We start from the raw sequence: 14,988 nt of genomic DNA, 5'->3' as shown, positions 1-14,988 counted from the left end.
ATCCTGCGGCCGCCATTCGTGCTATGATCGGGGTATTCCTTTGATCGAACAGGTGTCGCAATGGCCCGCAAAGACATCAGCATCGCCAATTTCAACCTGTTGAACCTCAACCTGCCGGGCCAGCCGATCTATGACGACGACGGCTGGTCTGATGCTCAATACGACGCGAAGATCGCCTTTTCCGAACGGATCCTGGACGATATCGACGCCGATATCATCGGTTTCCAGGAATGCTGGGATGCAAGGGCTTTGGCCGAGATCTTTGAGCGTCCGGCGCTGAAGGGCCGCTATGACCTGGTGGCCCGAACCACCGAACCGCCCGGCATCCAGGTGGCGCTTGCGGTGCGCAAGGGGATGCTGCAAGGCCCGCCCGAATGGATCGCGGACCTGCCCGAGGATGCGCGCTTCACCGACCTGCAGGAATCCCGCGACGCCGAGGAATCGGTCAGCGTCACGATCCGCAAGTTCTCTCGTCCCCTGCTGCGGGTTCTGGTGAACAAGGCCGACGGGACGCCCGACATCACGGTCTTTGTCGCCCATCTGAAATCCAAGGGGCCGACATCCCTGCGCGCCGACGATGACAATCCGGTGCTGCGGCGACACAAGTTCATCGCGCAGACCGTGGTGTCCCATGTCCGCCGCATGGTCGAGGCCGGGGCCTTCCGCGCCATCCTGAACGACGAAATGCGCAGGAACGACAAGCCGGTGGTGGTCCTTGGCGATCTGAACGATGCCACCACCTCGGTCTCGACCGAATTGCTGACGGGGAATCCGGGATATCGGTTCTTTGCCAAAAGCACGGCGGGAAACAAGTCGGACACGGGCCTTTACACGGTCGAAAAGCTGCAACAGCTCCGGTCGTTCCGGCACGTGTATTACACCTATGTTTTCCAGAACCAGATGGAATCGCTGGATCACATCCTGGTGTCGGATTCCTTTTACGACCATTCGGCGATCCGTTCATGGTCGTTCAGGGAAATGCGGGTTCTTAACGATCACCTGACCGCAACGGATGCCGACCGCAAGCGCCTTGGATACAACGACCATGGCATCATCGTCGCGCGGTTCGACTGGAACCCGATGGTCGAGGAAGCGGAAAGGATCCTGGCCGACGAGGGCCGCTAGATCAGTCCCGACCGGGTGACGCCCAGCAATCCTCCCTGGCGTAGGGTGGCGACCGGATAGCCGTCGCTGCGCATCAGATCCAGGGTAAAGCCAGGCTCGACCCTGCGCAGGGATTCCAGCGCCGCCAGCGCGCCTGCCTCGTCATGGCGGTGGTACCGCAGGGCCGCAAGGAACCGCAGCGAGGGACGATTTTCCGGGGCGAACTGCTGAACCGTCTCGAACCGCTGTTCGGCCTCGTCGAAGCGGCCAAGTCGCGTCAGTGCGATACCCAGGCGCATCTGCAAGGTGGCGGGGTTCAGGACCGGCAGCGCCTCGGCCAGCCCCGCCTGCGCTTCGCGATACGCCTCCTTGTGGCGACCCACTTCGGTCAGCGCCTGGGAATAGGCAAATCGCGCCAGGAAATTGCGTGCATCCATCTGCACGGCCTGCTGGGCCAGCCAGAAGCTGACTTGGCCATGGTTCAGATGTCCCTCGATCACCGAACCCACAGCAAGCGCAGTGGCGCTGTAGGGATCGGCCTCGCGTGCCTTCAGGGCAAGTTCCTGTGCTTCCTGGATGCTGACTTTGGGATCGCGAACCAGGCGTTCAACAACCTGCGTGATCAGCACCCAGGCCCGCAACGCCAAGGTCAGGGACGCATTGATCTTTCCGTCCATTCCCGCCAGCGCTTGCTCGGCGCGGTGCAGGCGCGCCTCGTTATAGCTGAAGACATCGGTAAGGGACACGCCAAGTGCGGCATCGATCGTACGAAGGGCTTCCAGCACGCGCAGGATTCCCACGCAGATCTGGGCCGTGCAATCGTTCATCGAAGGGGTCAGGTTGTCCGCATCCAGCACGAACTTGTGGGACCAGAACAGCCGGTCGCTGGGCCGATGGCTCAGCTTGACCAGCAGGTGTGTCCCCGCGCCCATCCGCTTGGCCATTGCGGACAGGACGATTGCGGTCTGGCCGGGATCGGCGCGGTCGGGCATGGTGATCATAGGTACCAGATCGCAGACCCGGCCCGCAGCCTCGCCGATCACCATGGCGGCAATGACACCGCTTTCGGGATCGTTTGTCACAGGATCAGCCGTCAGCAGGACCGGCAAAACCGGCGCTTCGGGCGCGGAGGGCGTGACCGCCTGTTCAGCATGCATCCGGGCGTCGCGCAGCCAGTCTTCGAACTCCGGATCGTCGATATCCAGGTCGGACGCAAATTCCGGCATCTGCCCATCCGGCCCGGGCCGGGCCGTCATGTCCACCCGGACGATGCGGCCGTCCAGGCCCACCCATCCCGGCCCGCTGACCAGGGCCTCGCGGTAATCGCCCAAGGTGATGCGGATTTCGCGCAGCACCTGGCGCAAGCTTGCATTGGCATGATCGGGATCGCGCGTGCTGAACAGAAGATCCTGCAGTCTCGCGCGCAGCACGCGCATGGCCGTCGCGCTGCCCATTACTGCAAGGCCTCCGCGCGCGCGCATCCCGCGCGGCGTCAGGCGCAGGTTTCCTGGGCCGATCAGATCAACCGGCCCCATGAGGCGAAGCGTAAGCGGTTGCATGCACAAAAATGCTTAGGAGAAATCCAGGGTCGTTGTTACGCTTTCCCTTACGGCAAAGATACAGTGTTTTCGATTCACGTCGGTTCATGAGGTTGCGCCATGTCCTTGCAACAAGGTCAACAAGGCCAGCAGGGCCAGCAAGGGCAACAAGGCCAGCAGGGACAACAGGGCCAGGGCGCAGGCGGATCCGCCCATGACGGCCTGCTTGCCGCCGCCCTGATGCGATCTCGCGATGCCATTGTCGGCACGGAAACCATCGCCCTTCCGCAGACTGAGCCAAGCAGGTTGAACATCGCCGACCGGTTGTGCCGCTTGCCGCGTGACTATCGCAATGCCGTCCTGATGTCCGAGTTGCTGGAAGACCTTGCCTTCGTCGCCGAGGATTACAGCCCGACGCAGGATACATCGCAAGCGATTGCCGTGGAGCGGCGCCTGGCCGATGGCGGGGCGGTCGCATATGTCCCCCTTGCCAAGATCACCCGTCCGGATGTCGCGGATTTCGCCAACGCCGCGCCCCTGGTTGTCAACTATGCCGAACTGCGGTCCGATCGCATGGCCGAGATCCTGGCCCAGCAGCAATACCTGATCCCCTTCCTGGCCAGCATCTTGCCCCTTGACCCTGTCCGCAACCCGGCCCTGGCCGAGATGCTGGAAGTGGGGCTGGCCCTGGTCACGCCCGTGGTGATGCGGGTCAAGCTGGCGCTTGGCTGCCCCCGGCCCAACCAGTTCAGCGACCGTATCCAGCCGATGATCTCCGAACCGGCCCATCCCACGCTGCCCAGCGGCCATGCGACGCAGATGTTCACCCTGGCGACGATGCTGTCGCTTCTGGATGACCGGGCAGCCAAGGTGGTCAGCGACAGCCAGATCTATCGCCTGGCCTGCCGCATCGCGATCAACCGGACGGTTGCGGGGGTGCATTTCCCCATCGACAGCGCGGCAGGGGCGGTGCTGGGCATCCAGTTGGGGCGTTACCTGATGGCGCGCGGATCGAACGGCCAGGTGGGGTCGGCGACCTTCGACGGCGCCGCGTTCAACGGGGGTGCGGGGACGCCCCGCGATTTTCATTACGCCATCCTGAACCAGATGGTGACGAACCAGGACCCCTCGACCCGGTTCAATGATGACGCGACCACGGCACGCCCGGCGCCCTTGTGGACATCGCTGTGCCAGCGCGCGGCAAAGGAATGGGGGGACCGGTGGTCATGAAGGAAGACCCGCCCCCGGTCCACTGGTCCGAACCCTGCGCGGCTCATATGTCTCAGCCCGGGCTGTCGTCCTATCTGCATTACCATCATGACCTGCAGGCGCATCGGACCGAGGTTTCCTCGGGTGAACCACCCGGGCAAAGGGCCGATGCAGATCTGTTGGTGCAGCTTGAAGAGGCGTTGCACGATCTGATCTGCCGGACGTTCGAAAGATGATCGAGACCGAGAACATCCTGGGGGCCTTTCGGGATTTTCTGAAGGATCACAAAGGCTTCCTGTCGTCCGATGCATTGAACGCCCATCCTGCAAAAGGGGACCAGGATGATTGCGGGAATCCGGCCCTGGCCTGGATGTCCCCCGGCGCCCTGCCCGATCCAAAGACCGGCTGCATCATCGGGGTGATCGACGACGCGATCCCCTTTGTTCATCAGCGGTTCACGCTGCCCGGCATCCTGTCGCGCATGGCCGCGGTCTGGCTGCAGGACGCGAGGCCTCGGGCCGGCCGGACCACAGACCTTCCATTCGGCGCGGAATGGCGGGGGGCTGAACTGTCTGCCCTGCTGGCCGGCGACACGGGCGGGGAGGATGCGATCTATCGCCACACGGGGGCGGTGGACATGACCCGTCCTGCCACCCCCTCCGGCGCGTTCGAGACAGGACATGGCGCGGCAGTGGCGCCCCTGGCCGCCGGTTTCGATCCGTCCTGCCGCCGGGCGAGGAACCATCCGGTCATCGCGGTCTGCCTGCCGCCCAGGATCACGGCCGATTCGACGGGTGCCCTGGCGCCTGTCCCGATCCTTGCCGGGATCCTTTTCATCATCAATCGCGCCAGGCGCCTGTGCCGATTCATCGAACGGCAGGGCCATGGTCCGGCCCATCTGCCGGTGGTGATCAACATCAGCCTTGGACTGACCGCCGGGTCGCGCGACGGATCCAGCCTTTTGGAACGGTTCATGGATGCCGTTTCCGCGCAACAGGTTGCGGATCTGGGTCCGGTGCATTTCGTGCTGCCAGCGGGCAATCACCGGCAGGACCGGCTGCGTGCCCGCCTGCTGCCGGGCCAATCGGTGGGCTGGCGCCTGCCCCCTGACGACACGACCATCAATGCCATCGAAATCTGGGGTCCGCCCCAAAACGACCCCCCGTGCGGCGGTTTGCAGATCACCCTGACGGTGCCGGGACTGGGGCCTGCCACGACCGCCTTCACGAAGCCTGGCCAATGCTCGATCCTGAGCGGCCCGGACGGGATCCCCCTGGCGCGGGCTTATTACACGCCGCAGCAGACCCGCGGCGGCAAATGGCGCGACGGGATCGCGGTGATCGCCACGCCGACCTGTCCCGAACGCCTGGGGGATCCCTTTGCGCCGCCCGGCGAATGGCGGGTGGGGATCGCCAAGGGCTTGCCCGGCGCCCGCCATGACCTGTCCGTGCAGCGCGACGCGGTGATCCGGGGGTTCCGCCGGGGAGCCCGGCAAAGCTGGTTTCACGACCCCCCCTATCGAAGCCAAGATCCGTCGGGATTTCCGATCCCCTCCGACGACAAGAATGGCGGGCCTTCCCTGGTGATCCGCCAGGATACGATCAATACCTATGCCACAGGCGACTGGCCGCTGCGGGCGGGGGCGGTTTGCGGACAGGGGAACGATGCGGCAATCTATACGGCGCTGCTGGATGCCGACAGCCTTGGCGGCGACATCAGGCCCGGCGATTGCATGGTGCCTGTGGACCGCGCAAGAAACAGCCCCGGCATGATCGTGTGCGGTCGCGACAGCGGCAGCTTCACCCTCGCCTCGGGGACATCTCTGGCGGCTCCGCAGTTGACCCGCTGGCTGGCACGGCAACTGTCCGAGGGCAAGACCCCGGCCGGCCGGACGGCGATTCGCCGGTTGGCCTGGAACGAGACAACCCCGAATCAGATCCTCCCCTCCACGGCCACGCCGGTCATCGGTCTTTCGGCGCGTTTTAAGGATTATTAACGCCCGCCCGGTCGGATTTCACGGCTTTCAGGCGATTTCCTCGGCTTGCTTTCACGTCCGTTTCACGGCCCGGGCCAATACTGCTTCCATTGTAACCGATGATCGGTCGCACGGGGTGACGCCTCGCTAGGCAGCAGCAAGAGGGAAGAACGACATGCCGGGTGACACAATTCCGAATTTCAACAACGTAATCGCCGCGCTTCAGCTTTTGGGCGGTGGACCGGGGGGTGCGCGGAATGCGCCGGTCCATCTGTCCGACGATCTGGAAACGGTGATGCCAGGGCGGTCAGGGAACGGTGCTCCTCTCGCCGAACCCGACCGCCCGACCTGGGCCGCGTTTCGCCGGCTCGAGCAGGAAAACCAGCTTCTTGTCGATCATGTCGAGATGCTGGCCTGCGCCCTGGGTGCCTGCCCAAATTGCTGGGGCAGGATCGAGGATTGCGAAGACTGCGGAGGCGTCGGTCGTCCCGGTGCCTTTGCCCCCGACCGAAGCTGTTTCGACCAGTTCGTGCTGCCGGTCATCGTCCGCGTCATGGGGCGGGCCGATCTGCACGACAACCCTGAACCCCGTCCCGGCGATTACCGGGATCGGGACAACCCGCCAAGTTCCCCCGTGTAACCAGTGTCCTGTCCCTTGCGGGTTGTTTGGCGGATGGTTTTTGCACCATCCGCCAAATTTCTTGCCCTAGAACAACGGATCAAGGGCGAAGGGATCCACGGCGGCCGAGGTGGCAATCGTGCGGCCGGGACCGGACAGGGTGGCGATCTGCCGGGCCAGGATGGCAATGGCCGATGACGCCGCCGCAGCCGAGGCCTCTGGCCCGGTGGTTCCCAAGGGCACGGAAATGTCGAAGCTGCGGGCGTGGTTCGCCCCGCCGCTGCCTTCGTCCGACACGAAATAGCGCCCGGACAGGCGATAGGTGCCATTGGCCTGGGCGAGGGCGCGTTCGACCCGAACCTCCAGCCGTCGCTGCGGGGGTTCGGCCAGGGGCCAGGGTTCGCTGATCACGGTCGCACCGGATGCGTCGGAAATCGCGCGGGCCAGCGACAGGGTGAATGCCCGTTCCGGGTTGTCGGCCCACAGGTTGCGCGGGTTCGACCGCACGGCGCCGTCCTCGGTCTGGAAGGCCACCTCTTGCCCCGACGCATATTCGGGCAGCGACACGTCCTTCAGTTCCGCGCTGCCCAGGCGGTTTGGAACCTGGTCCCCCGTCACCGGCGGGTCGATGATGTAGCGCGCGGTCTTTTCCGGGTTGGAACAGGCCGACAGTCCCAGAAGGCCAAGGCAGGCAAGGGCAAGGGGCAGGCTGTGGGTCATGTCATCGTCCCAGAATGAAGGCGCGGGGGTTGCGTTCGATCAGCCGAGCCAGCGACCCGAAGGCCTCGGTCGCGCGGCGCAGTTCGCGCAGCATGTTGACCGCCTCGGTGTTGAAGGCCGACCGGTCGCCATAGGAGGCCAGCACCCCGTCGGCCCGCGCCGCCGTCGCCTCGAGACGCTGGATCAACTGCGGCAGCCGCTGGACCGAGGTGGCGATTTCATCCGCGGCGGTGCTGGCGCTGTCCAGGGCATTGTTCAGGCTGCCCGCCGCATCGCCGTCGCGCAGGTCGTTCAGCAGGCCCGATGCCGCTTCCAGCGTGTTTGACAGATTGCGTGGCAGTTGCTCGGCATCCTCGCTGCCCAGCATGGCGCGCAGGTCGGCCAGGATTCCTTCGGCCTGGGCGCTGATTTCCGAAAAGTTGAACTCCTCGACCGCAGCGGCGGCGGCGTCGATGCTTTCAACCATCTCGGGGGCATCGGTTGCGGCCAGCTTGACGGCCTCGGCTGCGGCGGCGGCTTCCTCGACCAGGCGGGCGATGTTTTCCGCCGTGCCCGCCTCGCGCAGGTCGCGGGCCATGCCGCCGATATCGGTGGCCGCATCGCGGGTCTGGTCCAATGTCTGCCGCAGGCTTTCGGGAATGGCGCGGGTGTCGTCGGAGCTGGCAAGGGCAGTGATGCTGTTCATCATGTCGGTGGCCGATTGCAGCACGTCTTCAAGCGGCAGGCTGCCCATGCGCGACAAGAAGCTTTGGGCGCTTGCACTGAAATCGTCCAGATCGCCGGGGACCGAGGGCATGATCGGATTCGGTTCGGCGTCCAAGTTGAAGCTGGCTGGTTCGGCATTCGGGATTTCCACCAGCTCGACCATCAGCGATGTCCCCAGGAACCCGGCACTGGCGACGCGCGCGCGCAAGCCATCGGCCACGGCCTGTTGCAGGAAGGCAAGGGCATCCTCGGGCGTGGAATCCTGGGCAAGGCCCAGGCGCGCGGGCGAGATTGCCATGGTCACGATCTGTCGGATTTCGCCCCTCGGTTCGTCCACCGACACGGCCAGATCGGTGACCTGGCCCACGCGCAGGCCCTGGAACTGCACATCCGCGCCCTTGGCCAGGCCTTCCAGGGAATCGTCAATCAGCATGGCGATGCGCAGGGGTTCGGCATTGTCGCTGGCTAGGATGTCGTTGCGCGCCGTTTCCTCGTCCGGCTGCAAGGTATAGACATGGCCGCCCTCGACCGGCCGCCCGCCGCTGACCAGGGTGTCGAAAGCCACGCCCCCCTGCAGGACCGAAGACAGCGAATTGACGCTGAAGGACACCCCCGACGCGCCCAGCGACAGCGAAAAGCCCGAAGTGTCCCAGAACACGGTCGATGTGGTCAGGCGCTTGTCATGGGGCGCCTCGATAAAGGCGTCGGCAATGACCTGATCCTCGCTTCCGGCCAGGCGGATGTTTTCCATCCGACCGACCTGGACCCCGCGATACAGGACCGGCGCGCCTTCGCTGATGCCGTCTGCATTCTCCATCGCCAGCGTCACCTGGGTACCGGGTGTATCCTCGCGGATCAGGGGCGCGCGATCCTGGCCCACAAAACGATCCTGGGGCGCGGCCACGTTTGCGTCCCAGTATCCCTCGATAAAGGATCCGGTCAGGACCGTGTCCAGGCGCGTGACCCCCTGGGCCGTGACCTGCGGGCGGACAATCCAGAACGAGGCGTCGGCGTCGATATAAGGGGCGACGTCCTTGTCCACCCGAATCTTGACCACCACGCGGGACAGATCCGCGGTAAAGCTTACGGATTCGACCTGGCCCACGGTGATTTCACGAAAGCGCAGGGCCGTTTCGCCGGGCGTCACGCCGGTGGCATCGGCAAATTCGACCTCGATCACGGCGCCCCGGTCGGCATAGGCGTTCCAGGCAATGCCCAGCGTCACCACCAGGGCAATGATCGGAACAAGCCAGATCACGTTGATCCCGGCCTGGGCGGCGCGCGCGGCCGTCTTGCGCACGGGGCTTGCCGGTCTTGGGGGCGGCGGCGTGTCGGTCATCGCGATGTCAGTCCTGCCCCTCGGTCCCCGTCCGGCTTCGCAGCGGCAAGCCGCGCCAGATCAGTCTTGGATCAAAGCTTTGCGCAGAAAGCATGGTGAAGGCAACAGACAGCGCGAAGGACACGGCGGCAGGACCGGGATGGATGGAGGCGACAAAGCCCAGTTGCACAAGCGCCGACAGGATCGCCACCACGAACACGTCGATCATCGACCATCGGCCGATGAATTCCACCACCTCATAGATTTTTAGGCGGGTATGGGCCTGTTCCACGGTCGCGGGCCGCCCGGCAACCGTCGCCAGCCAGGCGATCGCCAGGAACTTGGCCCCGGGCACGATGACGGATGCGACAAAGACGATGATGGCGATGTCGTAATTGCCGTAATGCATCAGTTCGACCACGCCTTGCAGGATCGTCGCCTCGGAACTGCCTTGCAGGCCTGCGAATGTCTGGGTGCGCATCATCGGGAACAGGTTGGCCGGGACATACATGATCAGTCCCGCCGCCCACCAGGCCCAGACCTTTTGCAGGCCGCGCCGGTCGGGCGGCACCAGATCCGCGCCGCAGCGGTCGCAGGTCTCCTGACCCTCGGGCCAGACGCGGCCACAGGACCGGCAGCCCAGCAGCCCGGCGCGATGCGCGGTCATGATCGGCGCGTCCGGCGCGTCAACAGTCACGAGGCGCGCCCCCGGGCCATTTCCCGGCCATCGGTATGCAGGCCCGCGTCCTCGATCGCATCCCAGATGGTCGTCTGGCACATGAACCCGCGCGAGGCGAGGTTGACCAGGATCAGCGCGCAGAAGGCCCAGAAGGCGGGACCAAGATGGACGGTCGCAAGTCCCGCCACCTTGACCAGGGCCACCGCGGTTCCGATCACGAAGATTTCCGCCATGGACCAGGGCCGCATCAGTTCGGACCAGCGAAACGCCCGTGCGGCGTGGCGATAAGGCGCACGGCCCTGCGCCAGCGGCGCCAGCGTATAGACCAGCAAAAAGGACCGCAGGACCGGCAGGCCGACGATCATCGCCATGACCGCCAGCACCAGGGGCAGCAGCACCCCGTCGGCAAAGGCCATGCCCACCCCAAACAGCGATGTCGCGTTGCCAAATCCCATGCGCGATATTTCCAGAAACGGAAAGAACACTGCCCCCATCATCAGCACCATCGATGTGAATGCCAGGGCGATCAGTTGCGTGAACGCCCCCCCGCGCGGCTTGGCCAGCACCCCGCCGCAGCGGATGCAGCGGACGGTTTCGCCCGGTTCCAGTTCTTCCTCGACGTGCAGGGCATCGCAGCGCGGACAGGCCATCAGCCCTCGGCCGGTCGTCAGATCAAAGGTGTCGGGTGCATCCATGCGTTCCAAGATAATGCCCCGGCCGCCTTGCACAAGCGCCCTAATGCCGGGCCCCGGCCCGTGCGGCCGAAGTCAGGACGACATTGCGTCCATCGGCCGCGACATCCCCGGTCTCGACCGCGAATTCCAGCCGCAGCCGGAAGCTGTTGCCTTCCATCCCGGCAGTCGCCTGACCTTCGAGCTGCGTCGTAAAGGCATCGATCAGCTGGCTGCCCAGCCCGGTCCCCCCCGACTTATCGGTTTCGTCGATGGAGTTGGCGATTTCCAGAACGCCCCGGCGCGGCGCGGGCGAGGTCAGGCTGATCCTGACCCAGGGCGCGCCCTGGCCAGGGGCGGCACCTGCATATTTCAGCGCATTGGTGAAAGCCTCGGTCGCCAGAAGCGACAAGGGCACGGCCTGATCGGGCAACAGGACCAGCGTCTCGATCTGCGTTTCGATCCGCAAGCCGCTGCCCGGTTCCATGGATGCGCTGACCATCTGGTTGACGATGTCCTGGATCAGCCGCCCGGCCTCGACCGCATCCAGGTGCTCGGCCTGATACAGGTTGCGATAGATCGTCGCCAAGGCCGCCACCCGGTCCTGGACCGAGCGCAGGACACGCTTGGCATCGGGATCGTCGATCACCCGGCTTTGCATGTTGATGATCGAGGCGATCAGCTGGAGGTTGTTCTTGACCCGGTGGTGAACCTCTTTCAGCAGGACGGTCTTTTCGGCGACCGCTTCCTCCATCGCTTCCTCGTCGCGGATCAGGATGCGGGCCATGTTGTGAAAGGTCTGGCTGACATCGCAAATCTCGGTCGGGGCATCGGTCAGGACGGGGGGTGGTTCGGACCGGTTGCCGATGGCAAAGCGGCGCATCTGGCTGCGCAGAACGCTGATATGGCGCAAGACCATGCGGAACACCGCAAAATAGGCGACGGCAAGCGACACCAGCCACAAGGCCATGGGGATCGTCACCGCGCCCAGTCGGGAAATCTGGAACAGCCCCACGCTGGCGGTCTTGGGCGACCAGCTTCCAAGCGCGTAAACCAGGCCCGGCACGGCGGGAACCACGGCGAACATTCGCGTCTGCCCGTTGCCCGCACGCGCCTTGAAGGTCGTCTCTGTCCGGGACAGAAGGTCGGCCAAGTCCATGTTCTGCGGCAGGATATCCTGGGTCGAAACCTGGGCATCGCTGTCCGATGTCAGGATTTCGCCCCGTTGGTTGAAGGTCACGATCCGCGCGCCTTCGGTGCCGAAGGTGGTATTGTGGGTGGAGCGCAAAAGCTCGTTCGTCAGGGAAAGGCCGATATAGCCCAGCAACTGCCCGTTGCGATACAAGGGTTGCATGACCAAGACGACGGACCGCTGGGTGACTGTTCCCCTGTCCAGCGACGTGACCAGCGTGCCCGGTGCGGCGATGAACCTTTTATAGCCTTCCGAGGGGGTGAAATCGACAGGCGCGTCCTGGGGGGACGAGGTGCAGGAACTGATCCCGTCCAGCGGCACAAAGCCCGCAAAAACATAGGTCGCGCTGCGTTCGATGAAATTGCGCATCAGATCGGCGCAAAGCTGCGGTCGGTCCAGCGATTCCAGCACCGCCGGACCAAGCGCGTCGGCCGAGCCAAGGGCGCTTTGCAGCAACGCCCGTTCCCCCGCCGCAGCCGATGACGTGCGACCCAGAAGGGCCAGTTCAACCCCACGCTCGGCCTCTCGAACCAGGTTGAAGTTCTGGATCAGCGAGATCAGGCCAAGCGGAAGGATCGCGACCGACAAAAGGGCACCCAGCCGGAACCCCAGCTTGCGCGTGAAATCCAGCCGATCGCTGATCCGCCGGAGCACCGGCGTATCCTAGCGGGCGATGGTGTGGCTGGAGGCCATCACGGCCAGGGTCGCCTGATCGGTCATGTCCAGATCCTCACCGTTTTCCATGTGCAGCAGTTCGGCCAGCTTACGCCGCCCGCGATTGGCCCGTGACTTGACGGTGCCGATGGCCACGCCGGTCATGTCTGCCGCTTCCTCATAGGAAAAGCCGGACGCACCGACTAGGATCAGCGCTTCCCGCTGCTCGTCGGGCAGTTGCTGGAAGGCCGCGCGGAAATCCTTGAGCGCCAGGCGCCCGTCGTGATCGGGACGCGTGGCCTGGCGCGCGGCATGGATGCCGTCGGTGTCACTGACCTCTCGCTTGGTCTTGCGGCGCGCGGAATAGAAGGTGTTGCGCAGGATGGTGAACAGCCATGCCCGCAGGTTTGTGCCGGCCTGGAACTTGTCCATGTTGGTCCAGGCCTTGACGATGGTGTCCTGGACCAGGTCGTCGGCGCCTGCGCCTTCGCGCGTCAACGACAAGGCAAAGGCGCGCAGGGCGGGCAAATGGTCCACCAACTGGTCGCGCGGATCCGTCGTTGCAGGAGTCTTCATTCTGTCACCGTCCACCGCCGCGCTTTGTCGCTTTTGCAAATGAGTCACTTCTGGTCGCGCAATTGTTCAAGAAGGGCCAGAAAACGGTCGGGAATCTGTTCGGTCGTGTCCTGTTCAAAGGCCCGACGCAAATTCTCGTCAATCTGCTTTTCGACTGCCGCCTTGCGACGGTCATCTCGCTTCGGTGTCATTATTTTGTTAGTCCCGGAAATCTTGTGCGCACGTTGTCCAACCTGTAGGGGTTGGGATAGGTTCCGCGCAATATGTGAAATTCGAAGGATGTGAAACATGTCGTCTGCCGACCTTGCCCAGTCGATCGGGCGCGAGCTGCCCTACCTGCGGCGTTACGCGCGTGCGCTGACCGGCAGCCAGCGTGCTGGTGACAACTATGCCGCAGCCACCCTGGAGGCGATCTTGTCGGATCGCTCGGTGCTGGAGGCCGAGGACGATACCCGCCTCGGCCTGTTCCGCACCTTTCATGCCATCTGGCAGAGTTCCGGCCAACCGATCGAGGACGGCGACCGCACCGCGCGCGAGTCGCGTGCGCAGGATCATCTGCGCGGCCTGACCGCCAATTCCCGCGAGGCCTTGCTGCTGCGCACGATCGAGGAACTGCGTTACGACCAGATCGCCCGCGTCATGCAGATCGACCAGGCCGAGGCTGAGGAACTGGTCGGGATCGCCCTGTCGGAAATGAGCGCGACCTTGCGCGGCAAGGTCATGGTGATCGAGGACGAGATGATCATCGCCATGGACCTGAAGGGCATCGTCCAGTCCATGGGCCACGAGGTCACGGGCGTGGCGCGCACCCATACCGCCGCCATCGAGCTGGCCGCCCAGAGCCGCCCAGATCTGATCCTGGCCGATATCCAGCTGGCCGACGGATCCTCCGGCATCGACGCGGTCAACGAACTGCTGCGCGACCTGGGCGACATCCCGGTGATCTTCATCACCGCCTTCCCTGAACGGCTGCTGACCGGCGAACGGCCAGAACCGGCCTTCCTGATCTCGAAGCCCTATTCCGAGGAGCAGGTGCGGTCCGCCGTCAGCCAGGCGATGTTCTTCGCCTCGACCGAGGGGCTGGACGCGGCCTGAAGGGGCGATCCTTCGACCAAGGGCGGCGGATCATTCCGCCGCCTTTTTCACATCCGCCAGCAGGGATGCGCGCGCCTCTCGGGCGGCGCGGACGCGGCGGCGGCGGGCCAGTTCGACATTGATCAACGCCCCCAGCAAGACCGAAAACCCGGCCAGATAGAACCACATCAGCAGGGCCACCACCGTGCCGATCGAGCCATAGATCCGGTTATAGCTGTTGAAGCTGCTCAGATAGGCCGAAAAGGCGACCGAGGCCACGGCCCATAAGAAGGCCGCAAAGACCGCCCCCCAGGTAAAGACCGGCGTGCGCGGCGTTTTCACGTTCGGCCCATAGCGATACAGGATGCCGATCCCCAGGATCACCAGGATGAACATCGCGCCCCAGGGCAGGCCGGCCACCAGCCAGCCGCGCACCTGTTCGAAAACCTGGAAATTCAGCAGGATGGGCACAAGGACGATGGTCGCCAGTCCCGCCAGCGATATGCCCACGATGGCCAGCGTCAGCCCATAGGCCAGCACAAAGCCGAAGACCGTTGAATGGGACCGCACCCCATAGGCCGCATTGAGGCCGCCCACCACAGCCTCGACCCCGGCACGGGCGGCAATGGTGGCCACCATGAAGGACACGAAAGATGCCCACCCGACCGAGGTGCTGCCCGCCGAGGTCAGCGACATAATCTGCGCGTCAATCAGATCTGCGGCGCCATCGGGCAGGAATTCATGCGCCACATCCAGATAGGCCGTGATCACGTTCGGATCGAACCAAAGGCTCCACAGGGCGATAATGGCGGCGAGGCCCGGAAAGACCGCGAACATGGCGTAGAAAGCCACGCCTGCGGCGATCAGGCCCATGTGGATCTTGTCCATGCGTTCCAGAACCGCCGCCACAAAGGCCCAGATCTCGCGCAGCATGGTCAGCATCGGCACCTTCGC

The 14,988-nt window shown here is 64.6% G+C and carries 15 protein-coding genes; 6 read left to right on the top strand and 9 right to left on the bottom strand.

What is annotated here, in order from left to right:
- The first annotated feature begins 60 nt into the window (after positions 1-60).
- Entirely contained in the window at positions 61-1,125 is a 1,065-nt protein-coding gene (locus tag Q5701_RS02070; RefSeq protein WP_306753497.1) for an endonuclease/exonuclease/phosphatase family protein, read from the top strand.
- Here the strand turns inward: Q5701_RS02070 and Q5701_RS02065 are convergent.
- Positions 1,122-2,639 carry an SARP family transcriptional regulator gene (locus Q5701_RS02065; protein ID WP_306753496.1) on the bottom strand — a complete coding sequence of 506 codons (1,518 nt, stop codon included), beginning with the start codon at positions 2,637-2,639 and terminating at the stop codon, positions 1,122-1,124. The genes Q5701_RS02070 and Q5701_RS02065 overlap by 4 nt on opposite strands.
- 123 nt (positions 2,640-2,762) lie before the next feature.
- Here Q5701_RS02065 and Q5701_RS02060 point away from each other — a divergent pair, with 123 nt between their 5' ends.
- The 4 genes from Q5701_RS02060 to Q5701_RS02045 all read left to right on the top strand — a co-directional run bounded on the left by Q5701_RS02060 (position 2,763) and on the right by Q5701_RS02045 (position 6,466).
- The gene (locus Q5701_RS02060) at positions 2,763-3,872 is read left to right on the top strand and encodes a phosphatase PAP2 family protein (RefSeq protein WP_306753495.1); all 1,110 of its coding nucleotides are present in this window, start codon (positions 2,763-2,765) and stop codon (positions 3,870-3,872) included.
- Positions 3,869-4,087, top strand: a complete 219-nt coding sequence (locus tag Q5701_RS02055) for a hypothetical protein (RefSeq protein WP_306753494.1) — start codon at positions 3,869-3,871, stop codon at positions 4,085-4,087. The genes Q5701_RS02060 and Q5701_RS02055 overlap by 4 nt, the downstream gene beginning before the upstream one ends.
- Entirely contained in the window at positions 4,084-5,847 is a 1,764-nt protein-coding gene (locus tag Q5701_RS02050; RefSeq protein WP_306753493.1) for a S8/S53 family peptidase, read from the top strand. The genes Q5701_RS02055 and Q5701_RS02050 overlap by 4 nt, the downstream gene beginning before the upstream one ends.
- Positions 5,848-6,001: 154 nt before the next feature.
- A complete protein-coding gene (locus Q5701_RS02045) occupies positions 6,002-6,466 on the top strand; it encodes a hypothetical protein (protein ID WP_306753492.1) in 465 nt (154 codons plus the stop codon).
- Between the two features lie 66 nt (positions 6,467-6,532).
- Here the strand turns inward: Q5701_RS02045 and Q5701_RS02040 are convergent, their stop codons facing one another.
- The 7 genes from Q5701_RS02040 to Q5701_RS02010 are packed head-to-tail and all read right to left on the bottom strand — an operon-like array spanning position 6,533 to position 13,151.
- Positions 6,533-7,165 carry a PqiC family protein gene (locus Q5701_RS02040; protein ID WP_234854441.1) on the bottom strand — a complete coding sequence of 211 codons (633 nt, stop codon included), beginning with the start codon at positions 7,163-7,165 and terminating at the stop codon, positions 6,533-6,535.
- Position 7,166: 1 nt separating this feature from the next.
- Entirely contained in the window at positions 7,167-9,209 is a 2,043-nt protein-coding gene (locus tag Q5701_RS02035) for a PqiB family protein (protein ID WP_306753491.1), read from the bottom strand.
- Positions 9,210-9,216: 7 nt separating this feature from the next.
- Positions 9,217-9,855, bottom strand: a complete 639-nt coding sequence (locus Q5701_RS02030) for a paraquat-inducible protein A (RefSeq protein WP_306755509.1) — start codon at positions 9,853-9,855, stop codon at positions 9,217-9,219.
- 26 nt (positions 9,856-9,881) lie between these two features.
- A complete protein-coding gene (locus tag Q5701_RS02025; RefSeq protein WP_306755508.1) occupies positions 9,882-10,562 on the bottom strand; it encodes a paraquat-inducible protein A in 681 nt (226 codons plus the stop codon).
- A gap of 40 nt (positions 10,563-10,602) precedes the next feature.
- Positions 10,603-12,384: a sensor histidine kinase gene (locus Q5701_RS02020; RefSeq protein WP_306753490.1), complete on the bottom strand. Its 1,782-nt coding sequence runs from the start codon at positions 12,382-12,384 to the stop codon at positions 10,603-10,605.
- A 9-nt stretch (positions 12,385-12,393) separates the two neighbouring features.
- A complete protein-coding gene (locus Q5701_RS02015) occupies positions 12,394-12,960 on the bottom strand; it encodes an RNA polymerase sigma factor (protein ID WP_234854436.1) in 567 nt (188 codons plus the stop codon).
- Between the two features lie 44 nt (positions 12,961-13,004).
- The gene (locus tag Q5701_RS02010) at positions 13,005-13,151 is read right to left on the bottom strand and encodes a NepR family anti-sigma factor (RefSeq protein WP_234854434.1); all 147 of its coding nucleotides are present in this window, start codon (positions 13,149-13,151) and stop codon (positions 13,005-13,007) included.
- Between the two features lie 97 nt (positions 13,152-13,248).
- On the opposite strand from Q5701_RS02010, the gene Q5701_RS02005 reads away from it, so the two are divergent.
- A complete protein-coding gene (locus Q5701_RS02005; protein WP_306753489.1) occupies positions 13,249-14,055 on the top strand; it encodes a response regulator in 807 nt (268 codons plus the stop codon).
- 30 nt (positions 14,056-14,085) lie between these two features.
- Here Q5701_RS02005 and Q5701_RS02000 read toward each other — a convergent pair whose 3' ends face one another.
- Positions 14,086-14,976 (bottom strand): YihY/virulence factor BrkB family protein, encoded by an 891-nt coding sequence (locus tag Q5701_RS02000; RefSeq protein ID WP_234855862.1) that lies wholly within the window; start codon positions 14,974-14,976, stop codon positions 14,086-14,088.
- Positions 14,977-14,988 lie beyond the last annotated feature (12 nt).

The organism is Paracoccus actinidiae (genome assembly GCF_030863885.1).
Taxonomy (GTDB): domain Bacteria; phylum Pseudomonadota; class Alphaproteobacteria; order Rhodobacterales; family Rhodobacteraceae; genus Paracoccus; species Paracoccus everestensis.
Note: the sequence above shows the minus strand (reverse complement) of the source record. Positions and strands in the feature narration are given on the sequence as shown.